The following is a 24,280-nucleotide window of genomic DNA, read 5'->3' on the forward strand; positions in this document are numbered from 1 at the left end:
ATTCGCCTGTTCGAGATTGTTGCGCCCGCTTATCGAAGGACTTAGCTTGAACGCAAGCAAGGGGACGCGTGCTGACGACCGAAATTCTCTGGGGAACGCCGACATTGGCGCTGCTGCTGGGCTATCTGCTCGGCTCGATTCCGTTCGGTGTGCTGCTGACGCGCGCTGCGGGCGCGGGTGATCTGCGTACGATCGGCTCGGGCAATATCGGTGCTACCAACGTGCTGCGCACCGGACGCAAGGGGCTGGCGGCGGCGACGCTGTTGCTCGACCTGCTCAAGGGCGCGGCCGCAGTGTGGATCGCGGAGGCGCTATGGCCCGGCAATGGCGTGGTCGCCGCGGCGGGGGCATTCTTCGGCCATTGCTATCCGGTGTGGCTCAAGTTCAGGGGCGGCAAGGGCGTCGCCACGCTGATGGGCATTGTCCTCGCGCTGCATTGGCCCTCGGGGCTGGTGTACGCCGCGGTGTGGCTAGGGCTGTTGGCGGGGGTGCGCATTTCTTCGGTCGCGGGGGTGCTCGCGGCGGTCAGCGCACCGGTCAGCGCGGCGTGGTTCGGCCGGTTCGATATCGTGCCGCTGCTGCTTGCTCTCGCGCTGGTGGTGCTGTGGAAGCATCGTGAGAATATCGGGCGGCTGCTCGCGGGAACCGAGCCGCGTATCGGCCGAAAGAATGGGTGAAGGCGAGGCTGATCTCGCCCGCCTCCGGCTGATCCGCTCGCCGCGCATCGGCCCCGTTACCTACCGCCAGCTCATCTCCCGCTTCGGCAGCGCCGCGGCGGCGCTCGACGCGCTGCCCATGCTGGCGATGCGCGGCGGCGGTGCAGCGCCGGTGATCGCCGATGTCGGGGTTGCGCGGCGTGAGATGGCGGTCGTCGCAAAACTCGGCGCGCGACATTTGTTTCTGGGGGATGCCGACTATCCGTCGCTGCTCGCCGAGATGGAGACCGCGCCGCCCGCGCTGATCGTTCGCGGCGATATCGGACTCGCCGGCAGGCCCTGTGTGGCGATGGTCGGGGCACGCAACGCTTCGGCCGCCGCGTGCCGGTTTGCACGGCAATTGGCGCTGGGATTGGCAGAGGCGGGCGTCACCGTCGTTTCGGGCCTGGCGCGCGGGATCGACACGGCGGCGCATCACGGGTCGATCGCGGGCGGCACCGTCGGCGTGATCGCGAGCGGGATCGACATTGTCTTTCCGCCCGAAAATCGCGACCTGCAGGAACGGATCGCGCTCGAAGGCCTGCTACTCGCCGAACAACCTCCGGGCACCGAACCGCTGGCGCGCAACTTCCCTTCGCGCAACCGGATCATCGCCGGGGTGGCACAGGGCACGGTGGTGGTCGAGGCCGCGCCGCGGTCCGGGTCGCTGATCACCGCGCGGATTGCGGCGGATGCCGGGCGTGAGGTGATGGCGGTGCCCGGCTCGCCGCTCGACCCGCGCGCGCAGGGCTGCAACCTGCTGATCCGCGAGGGCGCAACACTGGTGCAGAGCGTCGAGGACATATTGGAGGCGATCCGCCCCATCGACCCGCGCGTGGTCCGCTCGCCCGCCAGCGGTTTCGAGAGCGAGCCGGGGGGCGAGCCGGACGGCGCTGAGCGGCGCCGGATCGAAGGGCTGCTGGGACCGGTTCCCGTGCCGGTCGACGAATTGATCCGCCAGGCGAATGTGCCCGCCGCCGCGGTTCAGCTCGTGCTGCTTGAGCTGGAGCTGGCCGGGCGGCTCGAACGGCACGCGGGCGGGCGGGTGAGTCTTGTATGAAGGCGGTTCGGGAGGGGCGGTGCCTCTGCGGCAGGATCACGGTGACGATTCCTGCCGACAGAACAGGCGTCGGAACATGCCATTGTCAAACATGCCGTCGCTGGTGCAGCGGGCCATGGATGGCGATTCAGGCGCCGGAAGCGGTCATTCGCGGTGACACGCTCATGGTCTACAGTTCGTCCGCCTATGCCCAACGTGGCTATTGCAACGGTTGCGGCAGCCACATCTTTCATCGCCCTGAAATCGGGCCGGAACTCGCCATCGCGGCCGGCTTGTTCGACGGCGAAGGCCTGACTCTGACGCATGAGATCTTTCACGACCACAAGCCCGCTTTCTATCGTTTCGCGGAGTCGACCTTGAAGCGCAGCAGCCTGTCGATGGCGCTGGAATGGGTGCCGCGTGTCGTGTGGCGTCGCCTCACGGGACGGCGCGCAAGACAGGCGGACGACTAGGCCGCCCGCAGGCGAATATGCGCGGCGCGCAGCGCCATCGGATAGAGAATCTCGTTCTCTGCCTTCACGCGCCGCTGAAGCGTATCCAGCAGCGTCTGCAGGCCGGTCACGAAGCCCGTGCGGTCGGTGGCGATCGCGGATTGATCCCATGTCGCGACGAAGGCGTTCCAGTCGGTGGCGACCGACGCGAAGGCGTTGATCGCTTCTTCCGCCATGATTCGTTGTCCGGAATCGCCGCCGGCGAGCAGCAGCGGATAGATTTCCCCGTCCTCGATCGCGAGATGCGGGGTGAGCAGCGTATCGAGATGGGTGAGGCTTGCTGCGAGTGTCGCGGGGCCGGCGTCGCCTTCGATCTCCTGCACGATCACCCGCACCGCCGCAAAGATGGCGCTGTGGTCGTGCATGAGATCCTCGAACGACAGCATTCCGACTCGCCTAACGATGGAATCCAACCATCGGATAACCGAACTGGGTTAAGAAGCCGGACAAGTCCGCTGTATCCGCCTCCGGTCAGCTCAATAGCTTCGCATAATATTCGATCAGGCCGTTGCGCAGCAGGAGCTGGGCCGGGCCGAAATCGCCGAGCTTGTACAGCAGCATCGTGACGAGCGAGCCGAGAATGCCGGTCACGGTCGCCCCGATCAGCCAGCGCCGTGCCCGCGCCGTGTGGATCCACTGCGTGCCCGCCAGCGCGATCAGGCCGAGAAAGGCGGCGAACTCGATCAGCGCGTAGAAGTCCATGCGATAGCGGAAGTTCATGCTGATCGCGGTCAGCATGAGCAATGGCGCCGCGGTGAGGCCCAGCAGAAGGAGCGTGGCTTGAGTACGAAACGGCCATTGGCGCGCGCGCTGCGTGGCAAGCATTGCAACCCCCAATCCGGCCAGCGTCAGCAGCAACGGATCGGTCAGGAAGAAGCTGCTCGGCGGCAGCTCCACCGCGTCGATCAGCCGGTCGCGCATGCCCGATAGCAGCAATTGCCCATCGGCACCGGTCACCGCCCAGAAGGGCAGGAAATAATAGACGAGGCCGAACGGCAGGCGTTCGATGTTGAAGAGGCCATAGCGCACCGTGCGGTCGAGCCTGTCCGGATAGGTGATGTTGAAGTTGTAGAGGCTATAATTGGCGAAGGTGAGCGGATCGCCCCAACGGGCCTGATTGATCAGCGCGGTTGCGATGATGGCGACGAGCAGGATGGCGGCAGCGGGCGCGTGGTTGCGCGCATAGCCGGCGAGGTCGCGGCGGGATCGCCACAGATGCAGCAGCGCAAGCATCCCGAACGCGGCGAACAACCCCACCGCGACGGATACGCGCGTGAGCAGGGCAGCAGCGCAGGCGAGCGCCATCACGGTCAGCACCGTCCGCGTGAAGCCGCGCAGCACGCCGTGCACCGCTCCCGCGACGAACAGCGCGGCAAAGGCCGCCGCCCAGAAGCACACTTCCTGATAGATGCTGGAGCGCAGGAATGCGATCTGCGCGCCCGACAGGACAAACGCCACGATCACGGTGCGGATCAGCCAACGGGGAAGCGCGGGATAGTCGGCAGCGATGAGCCGTACGGTCCAGAGCTTGGCCCACAGGCCCAGCGTGACTGCCGCGGCGCAATACCAAGGCGTGAAGTTGATCTGCTGCCAGCCGGGAAACCAGGCAAAGGGCAGGCGGAGCAACGCCGGGAGCACGCCCCAATAGGCATAGACCCGTCCGTCACGCGTAAATCCTTCCTGCCCGACGATCGTCGGATCCACGTCCATGCGGCCGCGGAGCAGATGATCGAGCATGCTGTTCAGGATGAAGTCGCGCCCGGCCACGCTTGGCGGCAGCAGGAAGCCGATATCGGTGATCAGGATCAGGTACAGGATCGCCGCCAGCCCGAGTGGGATCAGGATGCCGCGATCGGCAAGAGGAATGCGCGCCGCGCCTCCCGGTTGGCGGGAATGATCCATGTACAGCGGCGATGGCATGGGCATGATACCCAAGCAAGCGGCTTGACGCCGCCCGCCGCACCTCACCATCCTCGCGCGTATACGCGAAGCCTCATATCGGAACCCCATGCAGCTGGTCATCGTCGAATCGCCCGCCAAGGCGAAAACCATCGAGAAGTATCTGGGCAAGGACTATCGGGTCCTCGCTTCCTACGGCCATGTCCGCGACCTGCCGCCCAAGGACGGATCTGTGAAGCCCGATGACGGCTTTGCGATGGACTGGGAAACCTATGCCGACAAGGCGAAGCAGCTCAAGGCGATCACCGACGAGGCGAAGAAGGCCGACCGTCTGATCCTCGCGACTGACCCTGATCGCGAAGGCGAGGCGATCAGCTGGCACGTGCAGGAGCTGCTGGCGAAGAAGAAGGCGCTGCCCAAAGAGGTCGAGCGCGTCACCTTCAACGCGATCACCAAGCCCGCGATCCTCGCGGCGATGGCAGCGCCGCGGCAGCTCGATACCGACCTGATCGACGCCTATCGCGCCCGCCGTGCGCTCGACTATCTCGTCGGCTTCACCCTCTCGCCCGTGCTGTGGCGCAAGCTGCCCGGCGCCAAGTCGGCGGGCCGCGTCCAGTCGGTCGCGCTGCGCCTGATCGTCGAGCGCGAGCGCGAGATCGAGATCTTCAAGCCACAGGAATATTGGTCGGTCACCGCGCATCTCGAGCATGACGGCACCGCGTTCGACGCGCGTCTGGTGCGGTTCGAGGGCAAGAAGATCGATCGCCTGTCGATCGGCGACGAGGGCACCGCCACGCGCGCCAAGTCCGCGGTCGAGCAGGGCCGCTTTACCGTCGCGTCGGTCGAGACCAAGCCGGCGATGCGCAACCCGCCGCCGCCCTTCACCACCTCGACCCTGCAGCAGGAGGCCGCGCGCAAACTCGGTTTCTCGGCCAGCCATACGATGCGGATCGCGCAGGCGCTCTACGAGGATGGCGCGATCACCTATATGCGCACCGATGGCGTGCAGATGGACGGCAGCGCCATCGACGAGGCGCGCAAGGCGATCGTGAACCGCTATCAGGCGAGCTACATCCCGGACAAACCGCGCCAGTACCAGGCCAAGGCGAAGAATGCGCAGGAAGCGCACGAGGCGATCCGCCCGACCGACTTTGGCCGCGACAAGGCTGGATCGGGCGATCACGGCAAGCTCTACGAGCTGATCTGGAAGCGCGCGCTGGCAAGCCAGATGGCGTCGGCGCGGATGGAGCGCACCACCGTCGAGCTGGAGGAGCCGACCGGCCAGGACGCGCTGCGCGCGACCGGCCAGGTGGTGATCTTCCCGGGCTATCTCGCGCTCTACGAGGAAGGGCGCGATGATGAAGGCGATGAGGACAGCCGCCGCCTGCCGGTGATTCGTAACGGCGATACGCCCGCCAAGAAGGGCGTCGACGCCGAGCAGCATTTCACCCAGCCACCGCCGCGCTTCTCCGAAGCTTCGCTGGTGAAGCGGATGGAAGAACTCGGTATCGGCCGCCCCTCGACCTATGCCTCGATCATTCAGGTGCTCAAGGATCGCGCCTATGTCCGCATCGAGAAGAACCGTTTCTTTGCCGAGGAGACGGGTCGCCTCCTGACTGCGTTCCTCGAGCGCTTCTTCGAGAAATACGTCAATTACGACTTCACGGCGGGCCTCGAAGAGGAACTCGACGACGTATCGGGCGGCCGCGCCGGCTGGCAGGCGGTGCTCGAAGCGTTCTGGAAGGACTTCCGCCCGCGCACCGACGAGGTGATGGAGCGCAAGCCGAGCGAGGTCACCGAGGCGCTCGACAAGTTCCTCGAACCCTATCTCTTCCCCGACAAGGGCGACGGCAGCGATCCGCGTCTCTGCCCTTCGTGCGGCGAGGGCAAGCTGGCGCTGCGCGGCGGCAAGTTCGGCGCGTTCGTCGCCTGCTCCAACTATCCCGAGTGCAAGTTCACCCGCCGCTTCGGCCAGCCGGGCGGTGCGGACGGCGGCGATACCGGGCCGGAAGTGATTGGGCAGGATCCGGTGACGGGCGAGGATATCTCGCGCCGCTCCGGGCGGTTCGGGCCATATATCCAGCGCGGCGAGGGCAAGGAGGCGGCGCGCGCCTCGATCCCCAAGGATCTTCCGGAGTTCGATCTCGACTGGGCGGTGAAGCTGCTCAACCTCCCGCGCACGATCGGCGACCATCCCGAGAGCGGCAAGCCGATTACCGCTTCGATTGGCCGCTATGGTCCCTATCTGGCGCATGACGGCAAATATGCGCGGCTGTCGTCGACGGCGGACGTGTTCGAGACCGGCATGAACGCCGCGGTCGTCAAGCTCGCAGAAGCCGCTGCAGGCGGCGGCCGCGCGCGCGCTGGCAGCCGCGAGCCGCTGAAGATATTCGGCGCGCATCCGGAGTCGGGCGCGGAGATCAAGCTGATGGAAGGGCGTTTCGGTCCGTATCTCACCGACGGCACCACCAACGCGACCCTGCCCAAGTCGGTCGACCAGGCGGCACTGACGCTTGAGGACGCGGTGCAACTGATCGACACCAAGGCGGCGGCGGGACCGGCCAAGAAAAAGGGCCGCAAGGCACCGGCGAAGAAGCCCGCGGCGAAGAAAGCCCCGGCCAAGAAGGCGCCGGCCAAGAAGGCCGCTGCGAAGACGTGACACCGGGCTTCCGCGCCTACACGCCGGAGGATGCGGAAGCCTGTCTCGTGCTGTTCGACGCCAATTGTCCGCGCTTCTTCGCGCCCGAAGAACGTGCGGACTATGCAGCGTATCTGGAGCGGGTCGCGGGATATCGCGTGTGCGAGGCGGAGAATGCGGTTCGCGGCGCGTTCGGGGTTGCCCCGGGGCTTCCCGGGCGGGCGAACCTCAACTGGATTCTCGTCGATCCGGCGGCTCAGCGTCTGGGTATTGGCCGGGCGATGATGCGGGCCGCGATCGACGTGGCGCGCGGCCTTGGCGCGTCGGGTCTCGATATCGCGGCGAGCCAGCATTCGGCGCCGTTCTTCGCGCGCTTCGGTGCGCGCGAGCTGGCCCATGTCCCGGATGGCTGGGGACCCGGCATGCACCGGATCGATATGGCGTTGGAAATCAGCCCGGCAGGTTGATCAGGCCGCGCGCAACGTGGTCATCTGGAGCCACGAGCGCGCGAGCTTCTGCGCCTCGATGATCTCGCGCGCGCTCATGTCCTCGGCCACCTCGGCGCGCATATACGGCGCGTGGGCGCTGCCCTTGAGCGCGGCGATGTTGAACCATTTATGCGCTTCGATCAGGTCGACATCGAGGCCAGCCGCGCCGCTCGAATAGACCATGCCGAGCTCATAGGCCGCATCGGCGCTTCCGCGCGCTGCGTCGGCCAGCCGGCTGTCGATCAGGAATTGTGCGCTCTTAAGACTGTTGCCCATGACTTTGCCCCACTTTTGATCTGTATCCTCATGGGATGCAGCCTGCGGCAGTCATGGTAACCAAAGCGTTAACGGTGTTTTTGGGGCCGATTCTAGCTGGCTTCGACCGGGATGTTGTCGATCAGACGCGTGCCGCCGATCCGGGCCGCCGCGAGTAGGCGGCGAGGCTTGCCCGCAACCGGTGCGTTGAGGGTTTCGGCATCGGCCAGCTCGACATAGTCGACCTCGAACCCGGCGGCTTCGAGCGATGCGCGCGCTGTCGCGAGTGCGGCATCCGCATCCTCGCCTTTCTCGATCGCCTTGGCAGCGACGCCCAGCGCTCGTGGCAGCGCTACCGCGGCGGCACGATCCTCAGGCATGAGGTAGACGTTGCGCGAAGAGAGGGCGAGGCCGTCATCGTCGCGTTGGGTGGGAACGCCGCGCACCTCGACGTCGAAATCGAGATCGGCCACCATGCGGCGGATCACCGCGAGCTGCTGGAAATCCTTTTCCCCGAACAGCGCGATGTCGGGCTTCACCTGATTGAACAGCTTGGCGACCACCGTCGCGACGCCATCGAAATGGCCGGGCCGCGAAGCCCCGTCGAGCGGCGCGCTGACGCCCGCCACGCCGACATTCGTCGAATGATCCTCGGGATACATGACCTCGACCGGGGGCAGCCACAGCAGATCAACGCCGGCGTCGCTCAGCAGGCGCGAATCGACCTGTTCCTTGCGCGGATATTTGGCGAGATCCTCGTTCGGGCCGAATTGCTTGGGGTTGACGAAGATCGAAACGACGACGCGATCCGCCGCCAGCTTCGCCTCGGCGACCAGCGCCATGTGGCCGGCGTGCAGCGCCCCCATCGTCGGCACAAACGCGATCCGCTCTCCGGCAGCACGGAATCCCGAAATGGCATTGCGAAGTTCGGGGAGCTGACGGACGGTTTGCACGCGAATGAGGCCTTGGATATGGACGGGAAGCGCGGCCTTCTATGGGGGGTAGGCCCGGGGATCAATCAAGGAAGTTCATTGGTGGGTGAAGCGTCGAACCCGTTGCATGTGATCGTCTTCGCCAACGAGAAGGGCGGGACGGGCAAGTCCACGACCGCCGTCCACACCGCGATCGCGCTGGCGGCGCGGGGCGCGCGGGTCAGTTGTCTCGACCTCGATCATCGTCAGCGGACATTGGGTCGCTACCTCGACAATCGCGGCGAGTCGATCAAGCGCAGCGGCCGCGAATTGCCGATGCCGCGTTACGAGACGCACGATGGCGAGAGCAACGACCTGTTTTCGGAATCGCTTGAGCGGCTGGGCACCGGCAGCGAGTTCCTGATCATCGACACGCCCGGCCGCGACGACAAGTTCGGGCGCATCGCGATCACCAATGCCGATACGCTGGTGACGCCGATGAACGACAGCTTCGTCGATTTCGACCTGATCGGGCATGTCGATCCCGACACGTTCAAGGTGGTCCGCCCCAGCTTCTATTCGGAGCTGATCTGGGATTCGCGCAAGCGCCGGGCCAAGGCGGATGGCGCGACGATCGACTGGGTCGTCCTGCGCAACCGCATGCAGCATATCGAAGCGCGCAACATGAAACGCGTGTCGGAGGCGATCGACCAGCTGGCCAAGCGTGTCGGCTTCCGCGTCATCCCCGGCCTGTCCGAGCGCGTGATCTATCGCGAGCTGTTTCCGAAGGGGCTGACGATGCTCGATGCGCGCGAATTCGGACAAATGGGTCTCGCCCATGTCGCCGCACGCCAGGAATTGCGCGAGATGATGGCGGGTCTGGCGTTGCCCGAGACGGTCAGCACCGTCCCGGTCTTTGCATGAGGCTGCAGCGATGATCTGGAAACTGCTCGTCGCGGTCATGATCGGCTGGCTCGGCTGGCGGATGTGGCATGGCTGGGGGCGTCCCTTGCCCGGGACGCCCAGGCCTGCGCCCGTGCCGTCTTCACCGGTCCGACCCGATGCCGACGCCCGCGCCGTGCTGGGCGTCGGCCCCGATGCCGGCCCTGAGGAAATCCGTGCCGCGCATCGCAAGCTGATCGCCAGCGTGCATCCGGACCGCGGCGGCTCGCCCGAGCTGACTCGTCAGGTCAACGCCGCGCGCGACAAGCTGCTTCCCAAAACTGGCGATTGAACTTTCCACGCCGCTCGCGAATTGGGTGGTTACCGAACTATCCGGAGGCTTCTGTGACGCATCGTTTCGACCCGACCTCGCTTCGCGAGTATGATATCCGCGGCATTGTCGGAAAGACGCTGGGGACTGAGGACGCACGGGCCATCGGCCGCGGTTTTGCGACCTTGCTCCGTCGATCCGGCGGGCATCGCGTGGCGGTTGGCCGCGACGGGCGGGTCTCATCGCCCGCGCTCGAAGCGGCACTGATCGAGGGTCTGAACGCATCGGGCTGCGACGTCGTGCGCGTCGGCATGGGCCCGACGCCGATGCTCTATTATGCTGAAGCGATCCTAGAGGTGGATGGCGGCATACAGATAACCGGCAGCCACAATCCCGGCGATTATAACGGGTTCAAGATGGTGTTTCAGCACCGCCCCTTTTTCGGCCAGGACATTCAGGAGATCGGCAAGCTTGCCGCTGCGGGTGACTGGGCGGACGGTGAGGGGAGCGTTACCGACGTCGATATCCTCGATGACTATGTCGGTCGTCTGCTCGCGGGCTATTCTGGCGGCACCTTCCGCATCGGCTGGGACACGGGCAACGGCGCCGCCGGTCCGGTGATCGAGAAGCTGGTGAAGCTCCTGCCGGGTGAGCATCACACGCTCTTCACCGATGTGGACGGCAATTTTCCGAACCATCACCCCGATCCTACCGAAGAGAAGAATCTGGCTGACCTGCGGCGGCTGGTCGCGGAGAAGAATCTCGATTTCGGATTGGCTTTCGATGGCGATGGCGACCGGATCGGCGCGATCGACGGCGAAGGCCGCGTGATCTGGGGCGATCAGCTTCTGTCCATTCTGGCTGAACCTGTTCTCAAAAAGGCGCCCGGGGCGACGATCATCGCCGATGTGAAAGCGTCGCAGATGCTGTTCGACCGCGTCGCCGAGCTCGGCGGCCAGCCGCTGATGTGGAAGACCGGCCACAGCCTTGTGAAGACCAAGATGAAGGAAACCGACTCCCCGCTCGCGGGCGAGATGAGCGGCCACATCTTCTTCGCGCAGGATTATTACGGCTTTGACGACGCGCAGTACGCCGCGGTTCAGCTGATCAACGCCGTCCATCTGAATGGCAGGTCGCTGACCGAGATTCGCGGTAACATGCCCGCTTTCGTCAACACCCCGGAAATGCGCTTCCAGGTCGATGAAAGCCGCAAGTTCGCCGTGATCGACGAGGTGCTGGAGCGGCTCAAGGCGGCGGGCGCCGACGTCAACGATACCGACGGCGCGCGCGTCAACACGCCCGATGGCTGGTGGCTGTTGCGCGCGTCGAACACGCAGGACGTGCTCGTCGCGCGCGCCGAAGCGCTGAGTCAGGAGGCGCTCGACCGTCTGCTCGCGCAGATCGACGCGCAGCTTGAGGCGAGCGGGCTGGTTCGCGGGCCTCAGGCCGCCCACTAGAGTCTGCGCCTTGAACGACGCGCTGCTGTTCGGCTGGCTCGCGGCGCGCTCGATCGCGCGCGGGCTGCCGGCGCCGGTGGCGGATCGTGGTGGATTCCGGGTTGATACCGGCGGCGAGGTGGAAATCTGCCGCTGGGCGTTCACCCGGCCCGGCGAGGGCTTGGCGGAGCTCGGACGCACGCTCGACGCGCCGGGCTATTTCCTCAAGCTGTGCGGTGAGGGCGAGGATCTGCTCGCCGCGCTTCCCGCGAAGTGGCGGCTCCAGGGCGAGCCGGGCTATGTCATGCGCGGACCGCAGACCCAGCCGCCGCCGGCTGCATTGCCGGCAGGCTACCGTCTGCAGCTCGATCGCGATGCGCATGGCAGCCGCGTCGCGATCCTTGCGCCGGACGGCGCGCTCGCCGCGAGCGGCACTGCGGCCGAGACTGCAGGCGTGTTTGTCTATGACCGGATCATTACCGAGCCGGATCATCGCCGCCGGGGGCTGGGCCGCGTTGTGATGGCCGCGTTGCGTGAGACACGGGCGGACAGCGCCGCGACCGACCTGCTTGTCGCCACCGACGACGGCCGCGCGCTCTACGGCGCGCTCGGCTGGACGGTGATCTCGACGTTCGCCACCGCAGAAATCCCGCCCGTCTGATCGGCGTTTCGACTCGCTTTTCGCCGCACTACCTCCCACTTAGGCTGCCATGGCTACTGCCCCCCAGATCATCCGCGTCATCGATCTCGAAACCACGGGGGACAAGCCGCCAATGCATGCGGTGTGCGAGATCGGCTGGCAGGATGTCGCGCTGGGCGCGGACGGGCGGTGGGCGCTTCAGGGCGAGGGCGGCAGCCGGATGGTCAATCCCGGCCGCCCGATCCCGCCGCTTACCATGGCGATCCACCATATCCGCGACGAGGATGTCGCCGACGCGCCCTGGTGGCATGATGTGGCGCGCCCGATCCTCGATCCGTGGCCGCGCCGGGTGGCGCTGGCAGCGCACCGCGCGAGTTTTGAGGAGCAGTTCTGCACCCCGGCGTTAACCCGCGGCGCGGACTGGATCTGCACTTATAAATGCGCTTTGCGGCTGTGGAGCGACAGCCCGGGCTTTTCCAACCAGTTCCTGCGCTATTACCGCATGCCCGAGGGATTGGAGCATGAGCGCGGCCTGCCTGCCCACCGCGCCTTCCCCGATTCCTATGTGACCGCGCATCACCTGCGCGACATGCTCAACACGGTCAGCGTCGCGCAGCTGATCGAATGGTCGAAGCTGCCCGGACTGTTGCCGCGTGTCCGCTATGGCCCCGATCGCGGCAAGGAATGGAGCGAGATCGACGACGATTCGCTCGACGGCTTCCTGCAGGATCGTGATCCCGATATCCGCTACACCGCCGAGGTCGAGCTGGAACGGCGGCGCGGGCATGGGCGCGTGGTGCGGCCGGATCGGCAACCCGCGCTGTTCTGACGCGCAGGCTGGACGCCGCGGCGTTCCTTATTAGTATGATTATATGTTTAAGCCTGCTCTGCGCGCGCTGGTCGCGCTCGTCCTGACCTTGCCCATGCGCGCGGCCGCCGTTCCGCAGGAGGCGCCCTCGCCGGTGCTGAGCAGTGGCTTCACTTTTACCACAGCGCCCTATCTCGAGGTTCACGCCTCGACGATCGTCGAGACGCGCGCGGGGACGATCCTCGCCGCGTGGTTCGGGGGCACGAAGGAACGGAATCCCGACGTCGAGATTTATGTCGCGCGCCTCGCCGGCGGAGCATGGCAACCGGCGATGAGCGTTGCCACCGGCCTTCAGCCCGATGGCACCCGGCTGCCAGCGTGGAACCCGGTGTTGTTCCAGCCGAAGAACGGCCCCCTGACCCTGTTCTACAAGGTCGGCCCCAGCCCGCGTGAATGGTGGGGTATGATGATGACCTCGGACGATGAAGGTCGGAGCTGGAGCAAACCGCGTCGCCTGCCCGGCGGTATTCTGGGCCCGGTCAAGAACAAGCCGGTCGAGCTTCCTGACGGCAGCTGGTTGTCGCCATCGAGCACCGAGAAGAAGGGCAATCGCTGGGCATTGCACTTCGAGCGGAGCAGCGATCGGGGCCGGACCTGGCAGGCGAGCAGCCCGGTCGAATCGCCCGAGGGGATCGACGCAATCCAGCCGAGCATTCTCTTCCACAGGGATGGGCATTTGCAGGCGGTTGCACGCACACGCGAGGGGGTTCTTGCATCGACCTGGTCGAAGGATGGAGGGAAAAGCTGGTCGGTGCTTTCCGCGATCGACCTGCCTAACCCCAATTCAGGGACCGACGCGGTAACGCTCGCCGATGGGCGCCAGCTGATCGTCTACAACCACAGCGCGCACAGCCTTGGCCGCTCGGGCAAGGGGTTCCGTTATCCGATCAACGTCGCGATTTCGGATGACGGGGTGCGCTGGCGCAAGGTGCTGACGCTGGAGAGCAAGCCGCTCGACGCGGGTTATGCCTATCCCGCGGTGATCCAGACGCGCGATGGGCGGGTGCACATCACCTATACCTGCGATCGCAAGCGCATCCGCCACCTCGTGCTCGATCCGGCGCGGCTGCCGAAGGGCGATTGGGCGGACAAGGATGCCGTGACCGGCGGTTGAGGGGCAGCCCCACCACCGGCCACGACAAGGTGAGATCAATATTCGATCCGCGTCGCTTTTATGTTGCGCTTGGCCAGATAGGCCTGGACGCTCTCGCCCCCGGCAAGATGCCCCGCACCAACCCCAACGAACACCACGCCCGGCTTGTCGAGCCGCGTGTCGATCCATGCCGCCCAGCGCTCGTTGCGATCGGCGAGCAGCTTCTTCGCGACCTCGGGCATGCTGGTGAAACCCTCGTTCATCAGCGCGGCGAGCTTGTCGGCGTCACCCGCAGCCCATTCGGCGACCATCTTGTCGAGCAGCGGCCCTGCTTCGGCGAGCTTGTCGACGGTCTCGATCAGATATTTGACCTGCGCCTCCTCGGACAGCGAGTCGAAGAAGCTGAACTGCTGCTCCATCGTCTCGAGGCCGGAAACTGGCTTGCCCGCGGCCTTGGCAGCGGTGTGCAGCGCTTCCTCGACACCTGCCTGCGGATTGTAACCTTGCTTGACCAGCGCCAGCATCGACATCTGTACGCTCGCCAGCCACGGATCGAACCGGTCGATCACCGCCTGAGGCAGGCCGAGATCGGCAACCGCCTTGGTGAACGCGGCGCGCTTGTCGGCGGGCAGCCTCTCGGTCAGCGTCGGGCCGGTCGGGTTGACGCCATATTTCATGATCAGCGGCTGGACGGCGGCGGGATCAGGCATGACGCCGATTTCGGTCACCAGTTCGCCGCTCGAATCGAACGCCTTCTTCACCGCCTCGTCGAACCAGGACAGACCCGGACGCAGGATGTGAATCGTGCCGAACAGATAGATCGTCGTGTCCTCATCCTTGACCACCCACAATGCGGGATCCGCGTCCTTGGTTACGATGGCCGCGGGGGCTGGCGCAGCCTGCTGCGCGAATGCGCCGGGCGCAGCAAAGAGGAGCGCCAGCGCAGAGCCCGCGCGCAGGAACATATTGGTCATTCAGGCCTCCAGTTGTTTCGAAATTGGCAGTTGATTCGGATTCGAAGGAAAGGGTTCAGGGCCGCAGCTTCTTGTAGCCATAGGTCAGCAGCATCACGGCCATCGTCACAACGAAGATCGTCTCGTGCTGCGGTTCGGGGACCAGCCCGCCACGCCACCACAGATACCAGCTGGCATAGCCGCCGAGGTAGAAATTGAGCGCCATCGCCCCCGCCCATTGGTTGTCGCGCCGGTCGAGTTCGTCGGTCGCCAGATGGTAGCGCCAGCCGCCATAGCCGATCGAAACGGACAGGATCACGGACGCGGCGATCGCCCAGCCGGCCGGGATGCCTTCCATGAAGCCGCCGCCGTCCATTTCGAACTTCGCGGAAAAGAAGCCGATCACCGCACCCGCGCCCATCAGCGCGGCGATGATCAGCTGCAGCCGCCGTCTGCGTGCCTTCGCCGCAGCCAGCCCGTCGAACGGTTTAGGCTGCATCACCGTCTCCATCCTCGAAAATCTCCTCGATCGGCAGGCCGAACAACCGTGCGATACGGAAGGCGAGCGGGAGCGAGGGATCGTATTTCCCCGTCTCGATCGCGTTCACCGCCTGTCGCGACACGCCGAGATGGCCGCCAAGCTCGGCCTGGCTCCAATTGCGTTCCGCGCGCAAGACTCGCAGCTTGTTCTGCATCCTGTGTCAGTTACCCGTGACGATTTGTCATCGATAGCTGACTATATGTCATGCACGCATGACACATGTCAAGCGCCCCTGACACGCGGGATGGCCGTGACGAGCGCGGATACCAGGGTTCCGATGCAAAGCTGATAGGGGAAGGCGAGTCCGGTCGGGCCAAGGATGAAGGGCTGGAGTAACAGCACGGTCACGAAGCCGGCAGCAAGTCCGGCGATCACCGAGGCGCTGTTGCCGCGCTTTGTGAACACCGCGACAAAGTACACGCCGAGCAACCCGGCATAGGCGAACACCATCACCTGGAGCGCGAATTCGAGCAGCGGCATGTCAGTGTAACGCTGCCAATAGAAACTCAACACCGCCATCGCGAACATGGCGACGCCGACGATCGCCATCCCCCATCTGCCGGCGTGCACATAATGTTTGGCATCGGGGACATGCCGCCGCTCGCGCCACGGTTTGTAGAAGTCGCTGATCATCACCGACGACATGGCGTTGAGCGCCGAGTTGGTGGTCGCGACGGCCGCTGCGGTGACACCGATCGTGACCAGCCCACGCAGCCCGGGCGGCACCTGCGTCAGGATATAATGGACGAACACCGTGATCTTCTCGCCCGCAAAGCTCGTCGCTGCCTGATTGTCGGCGCCCATCAGGTCGGGGCGATTGTAAAAGACGTAGAGCAGCAGCCCGATGGTGACGAACATCGCGATCAGCGGGATGCTGGCGAGCTGCGAGTAGATCAGCCCGCGCGCGCCGGTCTTTGCGTCGGGGCTGGCGAGCAGCCGCTGGGTCGTGTCCTGGTCGAGCCCGGCATTGGCGACGTTGAGCAGGAACAGGCCAGTGAAGATCGCCAATACGGTGAATGGCTTGGAGAGGTCGGTCGAGAAGTCGAGCAGTCGCAGCTTGTTCACCCCCTCGGGCGTCATGCGCAGCGCGTCGAACAGTTCGCCATTGGTGGCGGGGATCGACAGGCGCAGGAAGATCAGCACCGCAACCGCTGACCCGGTATAGATCACGAACTGGATGAGGTCGTTCCAGATCACCGACTTCAAACCGCCATGGAAGGTGAAGAGGAAGCTCACCAGCATCACTGCGGCGGCGGACAGGATGATCGCCTGCGCATCGATGCTGCCGAACGCGACCATCGCGATCGCGATCGCCGCCAGATAGACGCGCGCACCACCCGCCAGCACCCGGCCGATCAGGAACATGCCCCCGGCCCACTGCTTGGCGCGGGCGTCGAACCGCGCTTCCAGCAGCTCGTACACCGTCGTTGCGCGCATCGCGTAGAAGCGCGGGATCAGCACATGCGCGACGAAGAATGCGGCCAGCACCGGCGCGATCACTGCGCCGAGATAGCTATAGTCGCCGCGATAGCCCTGATCGGGCGCGCCGAGGAAGGTCGCCGCGGACTGCGTCGCGGAGAGCACCGACACCGCCGCGAGCCATGCCGGAACGGTCCGCCCGGCGAGGAAATAGTCGCGCGCGTCATCCGCCTTGAAGCGCGAGAACAGCCAGCCGCCGATCAGCAGCACCAGCACGTATAGTCCGACCACCAGCCAGTCGAGCGGAGCGAATTGCGGGTTCATTCCAAGTGTGTAGCAGAGCTTTTCGCGCCGTCACGCGGATCGTTGCGCGGAACGACTCCCGCGCTCACGCTTTGAATCGGCCACGCAATGACGGAGCATCATCATGGCCGCGCGTGCCTATTGGCAGGGGCAGATCCGCCTCGCGCTCGTCTCGATCCCGGTCGAGATTTACACCGCGACCAAATCGGGCGCGCAGATTGCCTTCCACCAGGTCCACGAACCATCGGGCAAACGGGTCAAATACGAGAAGGTCGTGCCCGGCATCGGCCCGGTCGATACCGACGAGATCATGAAGGGCTTCGAATATGAAAAGGGCGAATATGTCCTGCTCGACCCAGAGGAGATCGAAGCGGTCAAGCTTGAGTCCAAGAAGACACTCGAGCTGACCCAGTTCGTCGACGCCGACGAGATCGACGTGCTCTATTACGAGAAGCCCTATTTCGTGATCCCCGCTGACGACCTTGCCGAAGAGGCGTTCATCGTGCTGCGCGAGGCGCTGAAGCGCACGCGGAAAGTCGGCCTCGGTCAGCTGGCGATGCGCGGGCGCGAATATGTCGTCAGTCTGAAACCGTGCGGGCGCGGCATGGTGCTCGAGACGCTCCGCTATGCCGATGAGGTCAACAAGGCGCAGGGCTATTTCCGCGACATCCCGGATATCGAGCCCGATGCCGAGCTGCTGGGCCTTGCCGAATCGCTGATCGAGAAGAAGGCGGACAAGTTCGACCCCAAGGTCTTCCACAACCGCTATGTCGATGCGCTTCGGAATCTGATCGAACGGAAGAAGAAGCAGAAGGGCAACCGTCTGATCATCGAGGACAAGGAAGGGCCGGACAAGCGCGGCTCGAACGTGGTCGACCTGATGGCAGCACTCAAGAAGAGCCTCGAAAAGCCGGGCGCCACGAAGAAGCCTGCGGCGGCGAAGGCCACGCGCAAGGCGCCCGCGCGCAAGCGGGCCTGAGCCATGGAACTCAACCCGCCCCTCACGTTCGCGGCGCTCGGCTGGGACCCCTGGCTGCGGCTGGGCGGTGCGATGCTCGCAGGATTGCTGCTCGGCATCGATCGCGAAGTGCGCGATCATCCCGCCGGGATGCGGACGCACGCGATCATGTGCTTCGCGGCGGCTCTGATCACAGTGTCTTCGCTCGCGCTCTACTATCAACTCGGGGGGGTGGAGTCGCAGGCTGACCCGCTGCGCGTGATCGAGGGGACCGCCGCGATGGCGGGGGTGATCGGCGGCGCGCTGATCGTATTCTCCAAAGGTGAGGTGAAGAACCTCACTACCGCGGCGCATATCTGGCTGGCGGCGTCGATCGGCATCGCGTTCGGCGCCGGCCTCTACCCGCTCGCGATCATCGGCACCGTCGTGGCGGTGATCCTGCTGTCGGTATTCGACTGGGTCGAGCGCAAGGCGTTCGACAAGGAAGGATTCGGCAATGGCGAAGGCTGAACGCGCCGATCCGCTCGCCAGATACAATGCGATGCGCGACTTCGCGAAGACCGCCGAGCCCAAAGGCAAGATCGCGAAGGGCAAGGGCCGCACGTTCATCGTCCAGAAGCACGATGCCACGCGTCTCCACTGGGATTTCCGGCTGGAGCTGGACGGGGTGCTCAAGAGCTGGGCGGTGACGCGCGGCCCCAGCCTCGACCCCGGCGAGAAGCGGCTGGCGGTGCGGACCGAGGATCATCCCATGTCCTATGCGCGCTTCGAGGGGACGATCCCCAAGGGCGAATATGGTGGCGGCACGGTGATGCTGTGGGACGAAGGCGAATGGGCGCCGATCGCTGGGAAGAGCGCAAAGGATCTGGAGAAGGGGCATCTCCACTTCATGCTCGCGGGTGAGCGGATGAAGGGCGAATGGCTGCTGATCCGCCTGCGTCCGCGCGGCAATGAGAAGCGCGAGAACTGGCTGCTGCGCAAGATCGAGGACCGCGATGCCGGAGCGACCGACGAGCTGGTCGAGACCGGCCTGACCAGCATCAAAACCGGGCGCACGATGCAGGAGATCGCCGAGGGCGTGCGCTCGCAGAAGCAGCCGGGGAAGAAGGCGGCAAAGGCAGAGACTGGCGCGCGGCTTCCCAAATTCCGCAGCCCGCAGCTCGCGACATTGATGGAGACCGTGCCCGCTGGAAATGGCTGGCTGCATGAGATGAAATATGACGGCTACCGCACGCTGATTGCGCTCGGGAAAGGCGGGCCGAAACTCTACACGCGCACCGGGCTCGACTGGACCGACAAATTCCCCGGCCTCGCTGAGGCCGCGCGGTCGATTCAGGCGGGATCGGCGCTGATCGATGGCGAGGTCGTCGCGTTCAAGGGCGAGAAGACCGATTTCGCGACGCTGCAGGACGCGATCTCGACCGGCGGCGAGGGGCTGAGCTATTTCGCGTTCGATCTGCTCGAACTCGACGGCAAGGACCTGTCCCGGCTGCCGCAGATCGAGCGCAAGGAGGCGCTGCGCGCGCTGATCGCCGGTGCCGACGAACGCATCCTCTTTTCCGAACATGTGCTGGGTGCGGGGGAAAAGCTCTACGATGCGATGTGCGCTGCGGGGCATGAGGGCGTAGTCTCGAAACGTGCCGATGCGCCCTATCGCGGCGCGCGCACCAAAAGCTGGCTCAAGACCAAATGCACGCGGCGGCAGGAATTCGTGATCGTCGGCTGGATTGAAAGCAGTGCGAAGGGACGCGGCTTTCGATCGCTGCTGCTCGGGCTGAACGAGGACGGCAAGCTGCGCTATGCCGGAAAGGTCGGGACCGGGTTCAGCACCGAAACCGGCCACAGGCTGCGGGACCAGCTCGACCGGATCGCACGCAAGACGCCGCCGGTCGAAGTGCCGCGCGAGGCCGCGCGCGGGGCGCACTGGGTGACGCCGAAACTGGTGGCGGAGGTGGCCTTTGCCGAGTTCACCGCCGAGAATGTGGTTCGCCATGCGAGTTTTCTCGGCCTGCGCGAGGACAAGCCGGCCAGCGACGTGCAAGCTGAGGAGGCAGCACCCATGCCTGAAGCGCCTGAGATGGATGTGAAGATCAGCAGTCGTGACCGGGTGATCTTCCCCGACGCGAAGATCACCAAGGGCGATCTCGCTGACTATTATGCCGCGGTCGCCCCGATCCTGCTCCCCTGGGCCGCCGACCGCCCGATCAGCCTGGTGCGCTGTCCGCAGGGGCGGGCTAAACAATGCTTCTTCCAGAAGCACGACGCGGGCAGCTTCGGCGCGCATGTCCACCATGTGGACATCCGCGAGAAGGACGGTTCGGTCGAGCCGTACCTCTATGTGTCCGATGCCGCCGGGTTACTGGCGTGCGTACAGATGGGGACGATCGAATTCCACGGATGGGGCAGCCGCGTCGCCGATGTCGAGAAGCCCGATCGTGTCGTGTTCGACCTCGATCCCGATGAGGGGCTGGATTTCGAAATGGTCAAGAAGGCGGCGGCGGACCTCAAACAGCATCTCGCCGATCTCGGCCTCACCAGTTTCGCGATGCTGTCCGGGGGCAAGGGCGTGCATGTCGTGGTACCGCTGAGGCCTGAGGCAGAATGGCCGGCGGTCAAATCCTTCGCCGAACGCCTTTCGCGCGCACTGGCGCAGGCCGAGCCGGAGCGGTTCACCGCCAACCTCAAGAAAGCCGAGCGCAAGGGCCGCATCTTCATCGACTATCTGCGCAACCAGCGCGGCAGCACCGCGGTGTTGCCCTATGTCGCGCGGGCGCGGCCGGGCGCGCCGGTCGCGGCGCCGGTCGGCTGGACCGAGCTGCGCGCGATCGACACCCCCCAGATGTTCAGCGTGCGCGATGCTGCCGTGTTGATCGAACGCGCCCACAGCCGCGCGCTCCGGGGTTGGGGGCAAGCGGATCAGGTGCTGCCCGACATCTGATCTTTATTGCGCTGCGATATCATTGGCTTCACAACGCGCGGCGGAAAGGGGCGGTGAATTTGGCAAGCGCTGCAACGACATCCGGGAAGGATGCGGCGACGATCGCCGCGCGCTGGATGGCGGACTATCGCGCCGCGACCCCCGCCACCGACATGCTCTATGCCGCCGGCCGCGACGATCCTGCATGGACCGCGCTGTTCGAGGAACTGGCCGGGCGGTCGGGCGACGACCTTGCCAGTGCGCGCGAGCGGGCGCAGCGCCATGCCGAGGATATCGGTACCGGCTTCCGGATTGCGGGTGAGGGCGAAGAGCGCCCCTGGCCATTGTCGCCCGTGCCGCTGCTGATCGCGCGTGCGGAATGGGACGGGATTGCCGCCGGGGTGGCGCAGCGCGCCGATCTGCTCGAAGCGGTGCTCGCCGATTGCTATAGCGACCAGAAGCTGGTGTCCGCCGGCAATATCCCCGCTGCGCTGGTGACGGGCAGCCCCAATTTCCTGCGCCCGATGATGGGACTGATCCCACCCGGCGGCTATCACCTCAATTTCGTCGCGGTCGATCTGTGCCGCGGGCCGACGGGTGAGTGGCGCGTGCTCGCCGACCAGCTGCGCGCGCCGGTGGGGGCGGGCTATGCGCTCGAGAACCGCCTCGCCATGTCGCGGATGCTGGGCGGGCTGCAGACCCGGCTCAATATCGAGCGGCACGCACCCTTCTTCGCGGCGTTCCGTGATGGGCTGGCGGCGCGCTGCCGCCGGGCCGAGCCGCGGATCGTGTTGCTTACCCCCGGTCGGTTCACGCCGAGCTATGCCGAGCAAGCGCATCTGGCGCGCTATCTGGGCTTCCCGCTGGTCGAGGGCGGCGACCTCGCCGTGCTCGATGACCGCGTCTATCTACGCACCATTGCGGGTTTCAAGCGTGTCGATGCACTGTGGCACCGCGTCGATCCGCGGCTGATCGACCCGCTTGCCTTTGATTCTCACTCCGGCGTCGGTGTGCCGGGGCTGGTCGATGCGATGGCGGCGGACGCGGTTGTGGTGACCAACTCGCCGGGTGCCGGGATGCTCGAGGCGCCGGCCTTCGCTGCGTTCCTGCCGCGGCTGTGCACCCGGCTGACGGGGGAACAGCTCAAGCTCGCCAATATCGCGACCTGGTGGTGCGGACAGGCGCGCGAGCGCGATGAGGTCGCGGGCGATCTCGACAATATGCTGATCGCGCCGGCATTTGGGGTCGCGACCAGCGTGCTGGCGGATGGGGCGGCGGTGCTGGGATCGGACATGCCGGCAGAGCAGCGTGCGGCCCTGCTCGCGGATTTCGAACACCGCCCGCAGGATTATGTCGGGCGCGAGGTGGTCCGCCTCTCGACCATGCCGGTGGTGGGTGACAAGGGGTTGGCTGCGCGCCCATTTATGCTACGCGTGTTTGCGGCGCGGCGGCCTGATGGCAGCTGGCATGTCCTGCCCGGCGGCTTCGCCCAGATCGGCGAACATGCCGACGAGCGCGCCGCAGTGATGGGTGAAGGAAGCTGGTCGGCGGACGTCGTGATCTATGGTCCCGAACCGGTTGCGCCGGTGACGTTGCTGGCCTCCGACGATACCACCCAGCTGCGCCGCAACCCCGGGACGCTGCCCAGCCGCGTCGCCGACAATCTCTTCTGGCTCGGCCGTTATCTCGAACGGGGTGAGGCGCTGCTTGGGTTGATCCGCTCGCTGCTCGGCCATTCGATCAGCGCGGATACCGGTGCGGCGCTGTCGGCGGAGACGGTGCGGCAACTCGTTGATCTGGTCGTGCAGGCGGGTGCGGCGCCCGTGCCGCCAAGCCTCAACCGCGCCGATCTCAGCCATTTCGCACGCAGTGCGATGGAGGCGGATGACGGCTGGTACAGCGTGCGCACGATCAACCGTCAGGCGCGCGGGATCGGTGCGGTCAGCCGCGACCGCCTGTCGGCGGATATGGTCCGGTTGCTCGACGCACCCTTCCCGATGAAGGGCGGCGCGCTCGACCGCGCAGGGTCGGCGCAGCGGCGCTATTATGCGCTCGCGGGGCTTGGCGCCGAGCATCTTGGACGTACCGACGCATGGCGCTTTCACGATATCGGTCGCCGGGTCGAGCGCGCGATGGCGGCGATCCGCGCGATCCGCGCGTTCGGGCATGCGGATGCCACCAGCGACGATCTCTCCACCCTGCTCGACCTCGCCGATAGCCAGATCAGCTATCGTCAGCGCTATCTGACGGGAATTGCGCGGGTGCCGGTGCTCGATCTGGTCGCGCTCGATCCCGGCAATCCGCGCGGAATCGCCTATCAGGTCTCGGCGATTGCAGACCATCTGGCGAAGCTTCCGGTGCTGTCCGACGACGGGCTGGCCGAACCGCAACAGGCGCAGGCCGCGGCGCTTTCCGCGATCGTTTCGATCACTCAGGCAGCGGCGCTCGACGAAGCTAGGCTCAATGAGATCGGCGACCGGCTGGCTTCGCTCTCCGACGCCATCGCCCGCCGCTATTTCCTGCAAGGGTCGGAGCCGCTGCGCGCCGCCGGGCTCGTGCTGGCCTGATGCGCTACGCGATCCGCCACGTTACGCGCTTCAACTATGCCGAACCCGTCGGCTTTGCGCGCTGTAACCTGCGCCTGAAGCCGATTCAGTGGTCGGGGCAGCAGCTGCACGACTATGATCTGACCGTCGAACCGGGCGGGCGCACATCGCCGGCGCGTGCCGAGGCGGGGCTGGCGAATGTCGTGCGGCTGGTGATCGAGCAGGCGGCGAACAGCCTGACGATAGAAAGTCGCTGTTGCGTCACCGTCGACCGCCCGGTGCCCGAGCCGGCGGCGAGCGATCCGACGCTGGCGCAGATCGCGGAGCTTGCCCGCGAAAGCCGCGATGCCGGTCCGGCGAGCCCGGTATCCTATCTGTTTCCTTCGCCGCTGATCCCGCTCGATCCGGACATTGCAGCCTGGTGTGCGGCGGACCTCGACCGGGATCGCGGCGCGCTTGAAGCGGGGATCGCGCTCGCACAGCGGATCCAGCGCGAATTCGAATTCGATCCCGCCGCGACTCTGGTTGATACACCTCCGCACGAAGCCTTCGTGAAACGTGGAGGGGTGTGCCAGGATTTTGCGCAGATCATGATCTCCGGCCTGCGCGCCGCGGGACTCCCTGCTGCCTATGCCTCGGGCTATCTGCGCACGCTGCCGCCGCCCGGTCAGCCGCGGCTGGTGGGGGCGGACGCAACCCATGCATGGGTGCTGCTATGGTGCGGGCCGGAGCGGGGTTGGGTCGGGTTCGACCCCACCAACGGCATCTGGATGGCGAACGATCATGTCATCATCGCGATCGGACGCGATTATGCCGATATCGCGCCGATCGACGGTATCATCCTGGGCTATGGCGCGCAGGACATGCAGGTTTCGGTCGATGTCGAGCCGCTGGATGACATTGCGTCACTTGCAACCGGCGCGCCGCGCGCCGATGTAGCGGGGTAATACGCTCAA

At 65.7% G+C, this 24,280-nt stretch carries 24 protein-coding genes; 16 read left to right on the forward strand and 8 right to left on the reverse strand.

Going from position 1 to position 24,280, the window contains the following annotated elements; all coding sequences use genetic code 11:
- Nucleotides 1-71: 71 nt before the first annotated feature.
- From plsY to AC07NK_RS03730, 3 genes are read left to right on the forward strand one after another with little or no spacing between them, the layout of a single operon-like run.
- On the forward strand, nt 72-677 hold the full coding sequence (gene plsY, locus AC07NK_RS03720; RefSeq protein WP_495169628.1) for a glycerol-3-phosphate 1-O-acyltransferase PlsY: 606 nt from the start codon (nt 72-74) through the stop codon (nt 675-677).
- Nucleotides 670-1,755, forward strand: coding sequence for a DNA-processing protein DprA (dprA, locus tag AC07NK_RS03725; RefSeq protein ID WP_495169211.1), 1,086 nt, complete (start codon nt 670-672; stop codon nt 1,753-1,755). The genes plsY and dprA overlap by 8 nt, the downstream gene beginning before the upstream one ends.
- Nucleotides 1,752-2,207, forward strand: coding sequence for a GFA family protein (locus AC07NK_RS03730; protein ID WP_495169212.1), 456 nt, complete (start codon nt 1,752-1,754; stop codon nt 2,205-2,207). Before dprA ends, AC07NK_RS03730 begins: the two co-directional genes overlap by 4 nt.
- On the opposite strand, the gene AC07NK_RS03735 is transcribed toward AC07NK_RS03730, so the two are convergent.
- Nucleotides 2,204-2,632, reverse strand: a complete 429-nt coding sequence (locus AC07NK_RS03735; RefSeq protein ID WP_495169213.1) for a hemerythrin domain-containing protein — start codon at nt 2,630-2,632, stop codon at nt 2,204-2,206. The genes AC07NK_RS03730 and AC07NK_RS03735 overlap by 4 nt on opposite strands.
- Nucleotides 2,633-2,717: 85 nt before the next feature.
- Complete coding sequence (locus tag AC07NK_RS03740; RefSeq protein WP_495169214.1) at nt 2,718-4,148, reverse strand: hypothetical protein; 1,431 nt, start codon at nt 4,146-4,148, stop codon at nt 2,718-2,720.
- Between the two features lie 106 nt (nt 4,149-4,254).
- On the opposite strand from AC07NK_RS03740, the gene topA reads away from it, so the two are divergent.
- Complete coding sequence (gene topA / locus AC07NK_RS03745) at nt 4,255-6,804, forward strand: type I DNA topoisomerase (protein WP_495169215.1); 2,550 nt, start codon at nt 4,255-4,257, stop codon at nt 6,802-6,804.
- Nucleotides 6,801-7,250, forward strand: coding sequence for a GNAT family N-acetyltransferase (locus tag AC07NK_RS03750; RefSeq protein WP_495169216.1), 450 nt, complete (start codon nt 6,801-6,803; stop codon nt 7,248-7,250). Before topA ends, AC07NK_RS03750 begins: the two co-directional genes overlap by 4 nt.
- Here AC07NK_RS03750 and AC07NK_RS03755 read toward each other — a convergent pair whose 3' ends face one another.
- Complete coding sequence (locus tag AC07NK_RS03755; RefSeq protein ID WP_495169217.1) at nt 7,251-7,547, reverse strand: hypothetical protein; 297 nt, start codon at nt 7,545-7,547, stop codon at nt 7,251-7,253.
- Nucleotides 7,548-7,639: 92 nt separating this feature from the next.
- Nucleotides 7,640-8,479 carry a pantoate--beta-alanine ligase gene (gene panC / locus AC07NK_RS03760; protein WP_495169218.1) on the reverse strand — a complete coding sequence of 280 codons (840 nt, stop codon included), beginning with the start codon at nt 8,477-8,479 and terminating at the stop codon, nt 7,640-7,642.
- Between the two features lie 81 nt (nt 8,480-8,560).
- Here panC and AC07NK_RS03765 point away from each other — a divergent pair, with 81 nt between their 5' ends.
- The 6 genes from AC07NK_RS03765 to AC07NK_RS03790 are packed head-to-tail and all read left to right on the forward strand — an operon-like array spanning nt 8,561 to nt 13,708.
- Nucleotides 8,561-9,361, forward strand: a complete 801-nt coding sequence (locus AC07NK_RS03765) for a division plane positioning ATPase MipZ (RefSeq protein WP_495169219.1) — start codon at nt 8,561-8,563, stop codon at nt 9,359-9,361.
- A gap of 10 nt (nt 9,362-9,371) precedes the next feature.
- Nucleotides 9,372-9,671 carry a J domain-containing protein gene (locus tag AC07NK_RS03770; protein ID WP_495169220.1) on the forward strand — a complete coding sequence of 100 codons (300 nt, stop codon included), beginning with the start codon at nt 9,372-9,374 and terminating at the stop codon, nt 9,669-9,671.
- Nucleotides 9,672-9,724: 53 nt separating this feature from the next.
- Entirely contained in the window at nt 9,725-11,107 is a 1,383-nt protein-coding gene (gene pgmG / locus AC07NK_RS03775; protein WP_495169221.1) for a phosphoglucomutase/phosphomannomutase PgmG, read from the forward strand.
- A 10-nt stretch (nt 11,108-11,117) separates the two neighbouring features.
- Nucleotides 11,118-11,747: a GNAT family N-acetyltransferase gene (locus tag AC07NK_RS03780; RefSeq protein WP_495169222.1), complete on the forward strand. Its 630-nt coding sequence runs from the start codon at nt 11,118-11,120 to the stop codon at nt 11,745-11,747.
- A 49-nt stretch (nt 11,748-11,796) separates the two neighbouring features.
- Nucleotides 11,797-12,555 (forward strand): exonuclease domain-containing protein, encoded by a 759-nt coding sequence (locus tag AC07NK_RS03785; protein WP_495169223.1) that lies wholly within the window; start codon nt 11,797-11,799, stop codon nt 12,553-12,555.
- A 43-nt stretch (nt 12,556-12,598) separates the two neighbouring features.
- Entirely contained in the window at nt 12,599-13,708 is a 1,110-nt protein-coding gene (locus tag AC07NK_RS03790) for a sialidase family protein (protein WP_495169224.1), read from the forward strand.
- A gap of 35 nt (nt 13,709-13,743) precedes the next feature.
- Here the strand turns inward: AC07NK_RS03790 and AC07NK_RS03795 are convergent, their stop codons facing one another.
- The 4 genes from AC07NK_RS03795 to AC07NK_RS03810 all read right to left on the reverse strand — a co-directional run bounded on the left by AC07NK_RS03795 (nt 13,744) and on the right by AC07NK_RS03810 (nt 16,924).
- Nucleotides 13,744-14,661, reverse strand: coding sequence for a TraB/GumN family protein (locus tag AC07NK_RS03795; RefSeq protein WP_495169225.1), 918 nt, complete (start codon nt 14,659-14,661; stop codon nt 13,744-13,746).
- 55 nt (nt 14,662-14,716) lie between these two features.
- On the reverse strand, nt 14,717-15,151 hold the full coding sequence (locus tag AC07NK_RS03800; protein ID WP_495169226.1) for a hypothetical protein: 435 nt from the start codon (nt 15,149-15,151) through the stop codon (nt 14,717-14,719).
- Nucleotides 15,129-15,335 carry a helix-turn-helix transcriptional regulator gene (locus AC07NK_RS03805; RefSeq protein ID WP_495169227.1) on the reverse strand — a complete coding sequence of 69 codons (207 nt, stop codon included), beginning with the start codon at nt 15,333-15,335 and terminating at the stop codon, nt 15,129-15,131. The genes AC07NK_RS03800 and AC07NK_RS03805 overlap by 23 nt, the downstream gene beginning before the upstream one ends.
- Before the next feature lie 68 nt (nt 15,336-15,403).
- Nucleotides 15,404-16,924 carry a sodium:solute symporter gene (locus AC07NK_RS03810; protein WP_495169228.1) on the reverse strand — a complete coding sequence of 507 codons (1,521 nt, stop codon included), beginning with the start codon at nt 16,922-16,924 and terminating at the stop codon, nt 15,404-15,406.
- 103 nt (nt 16,925-17,027) lie between these two features.
- On the opposite strand from AC07NK_RS03810, the gene ku reads away from it, so the two are divergent.
- From ku to AC07NK_RS03835, 5 genes are all read left to right on the forward strand, one after another.
- Entirely contained in the window at nt 17,028-17,882 is an 855-nt protein-coding gene (gene ku / locus AC07NK_RS03815) for a non-homologous end joining protein Ku (RefSeq protein WP_495169229.1), read from the forward strand.
- Between the two features lie 3 nt (nt 17,883-17,885).
- On the forward strand, nt 17,886-18,371 hold the full coding sequence (locus AC07NK_RS03820) for an MgtC/SapB family protein (protein WP_495169230.1): 486 nt from the start codon (nt 17,886-17,888) through the stop codon (nt 18,369-18,371).
- The gene (gene ligD / locus AC07NK_RS03825) at nt 18,358-20,799 is read left to right on the forward strand and encodes a DNA ligase D (protein WP_495169231.1); all 2,442 of its coding nucleotides are present in this window, start codon (nt 18,358-18,360) and stop codon (nt 20,797-20,799) included. Before AC07NK_RS03820 ends, ligD begins: the two co-directional genes overlap by 14 nt.
- A gap of 116 nt (nt 20,800-20,915) precedes the next feature.
- The gene (locus AC07NK_RS03830) at nt 20,916-23,345 is read left to right on the forward strand and encodes a circularly permuted type 2 ATP-grasp protein (protein ID WP_495169629.1); all 2,430 of its coding nucleotides are present in this window, start codon (nt 20,916-20,918) and stop codon (nt 23,343-23,345) included.
- Complete coding sequence (locus tag AC07NK_RS03835; RefSeq protein WP_495169232.1) at nt 23,345-24,271, forward strand: transglutaminase family protein; 927 nt, start codon at nt 23,345-23,347, stop codon at nt 24,269-24,271. Before AC07NK_RS03830 ends, AC07NK_RS03835 begins: the two co-directional genes overlap by 1 nt.
- The last annotated feature ends 9 nt before the right edge of the window (nt 24,272-24,280 follow it).

This window comes from Sphingomonas sp. GW821-FHT09B04 (assembly GCF_059418285.1).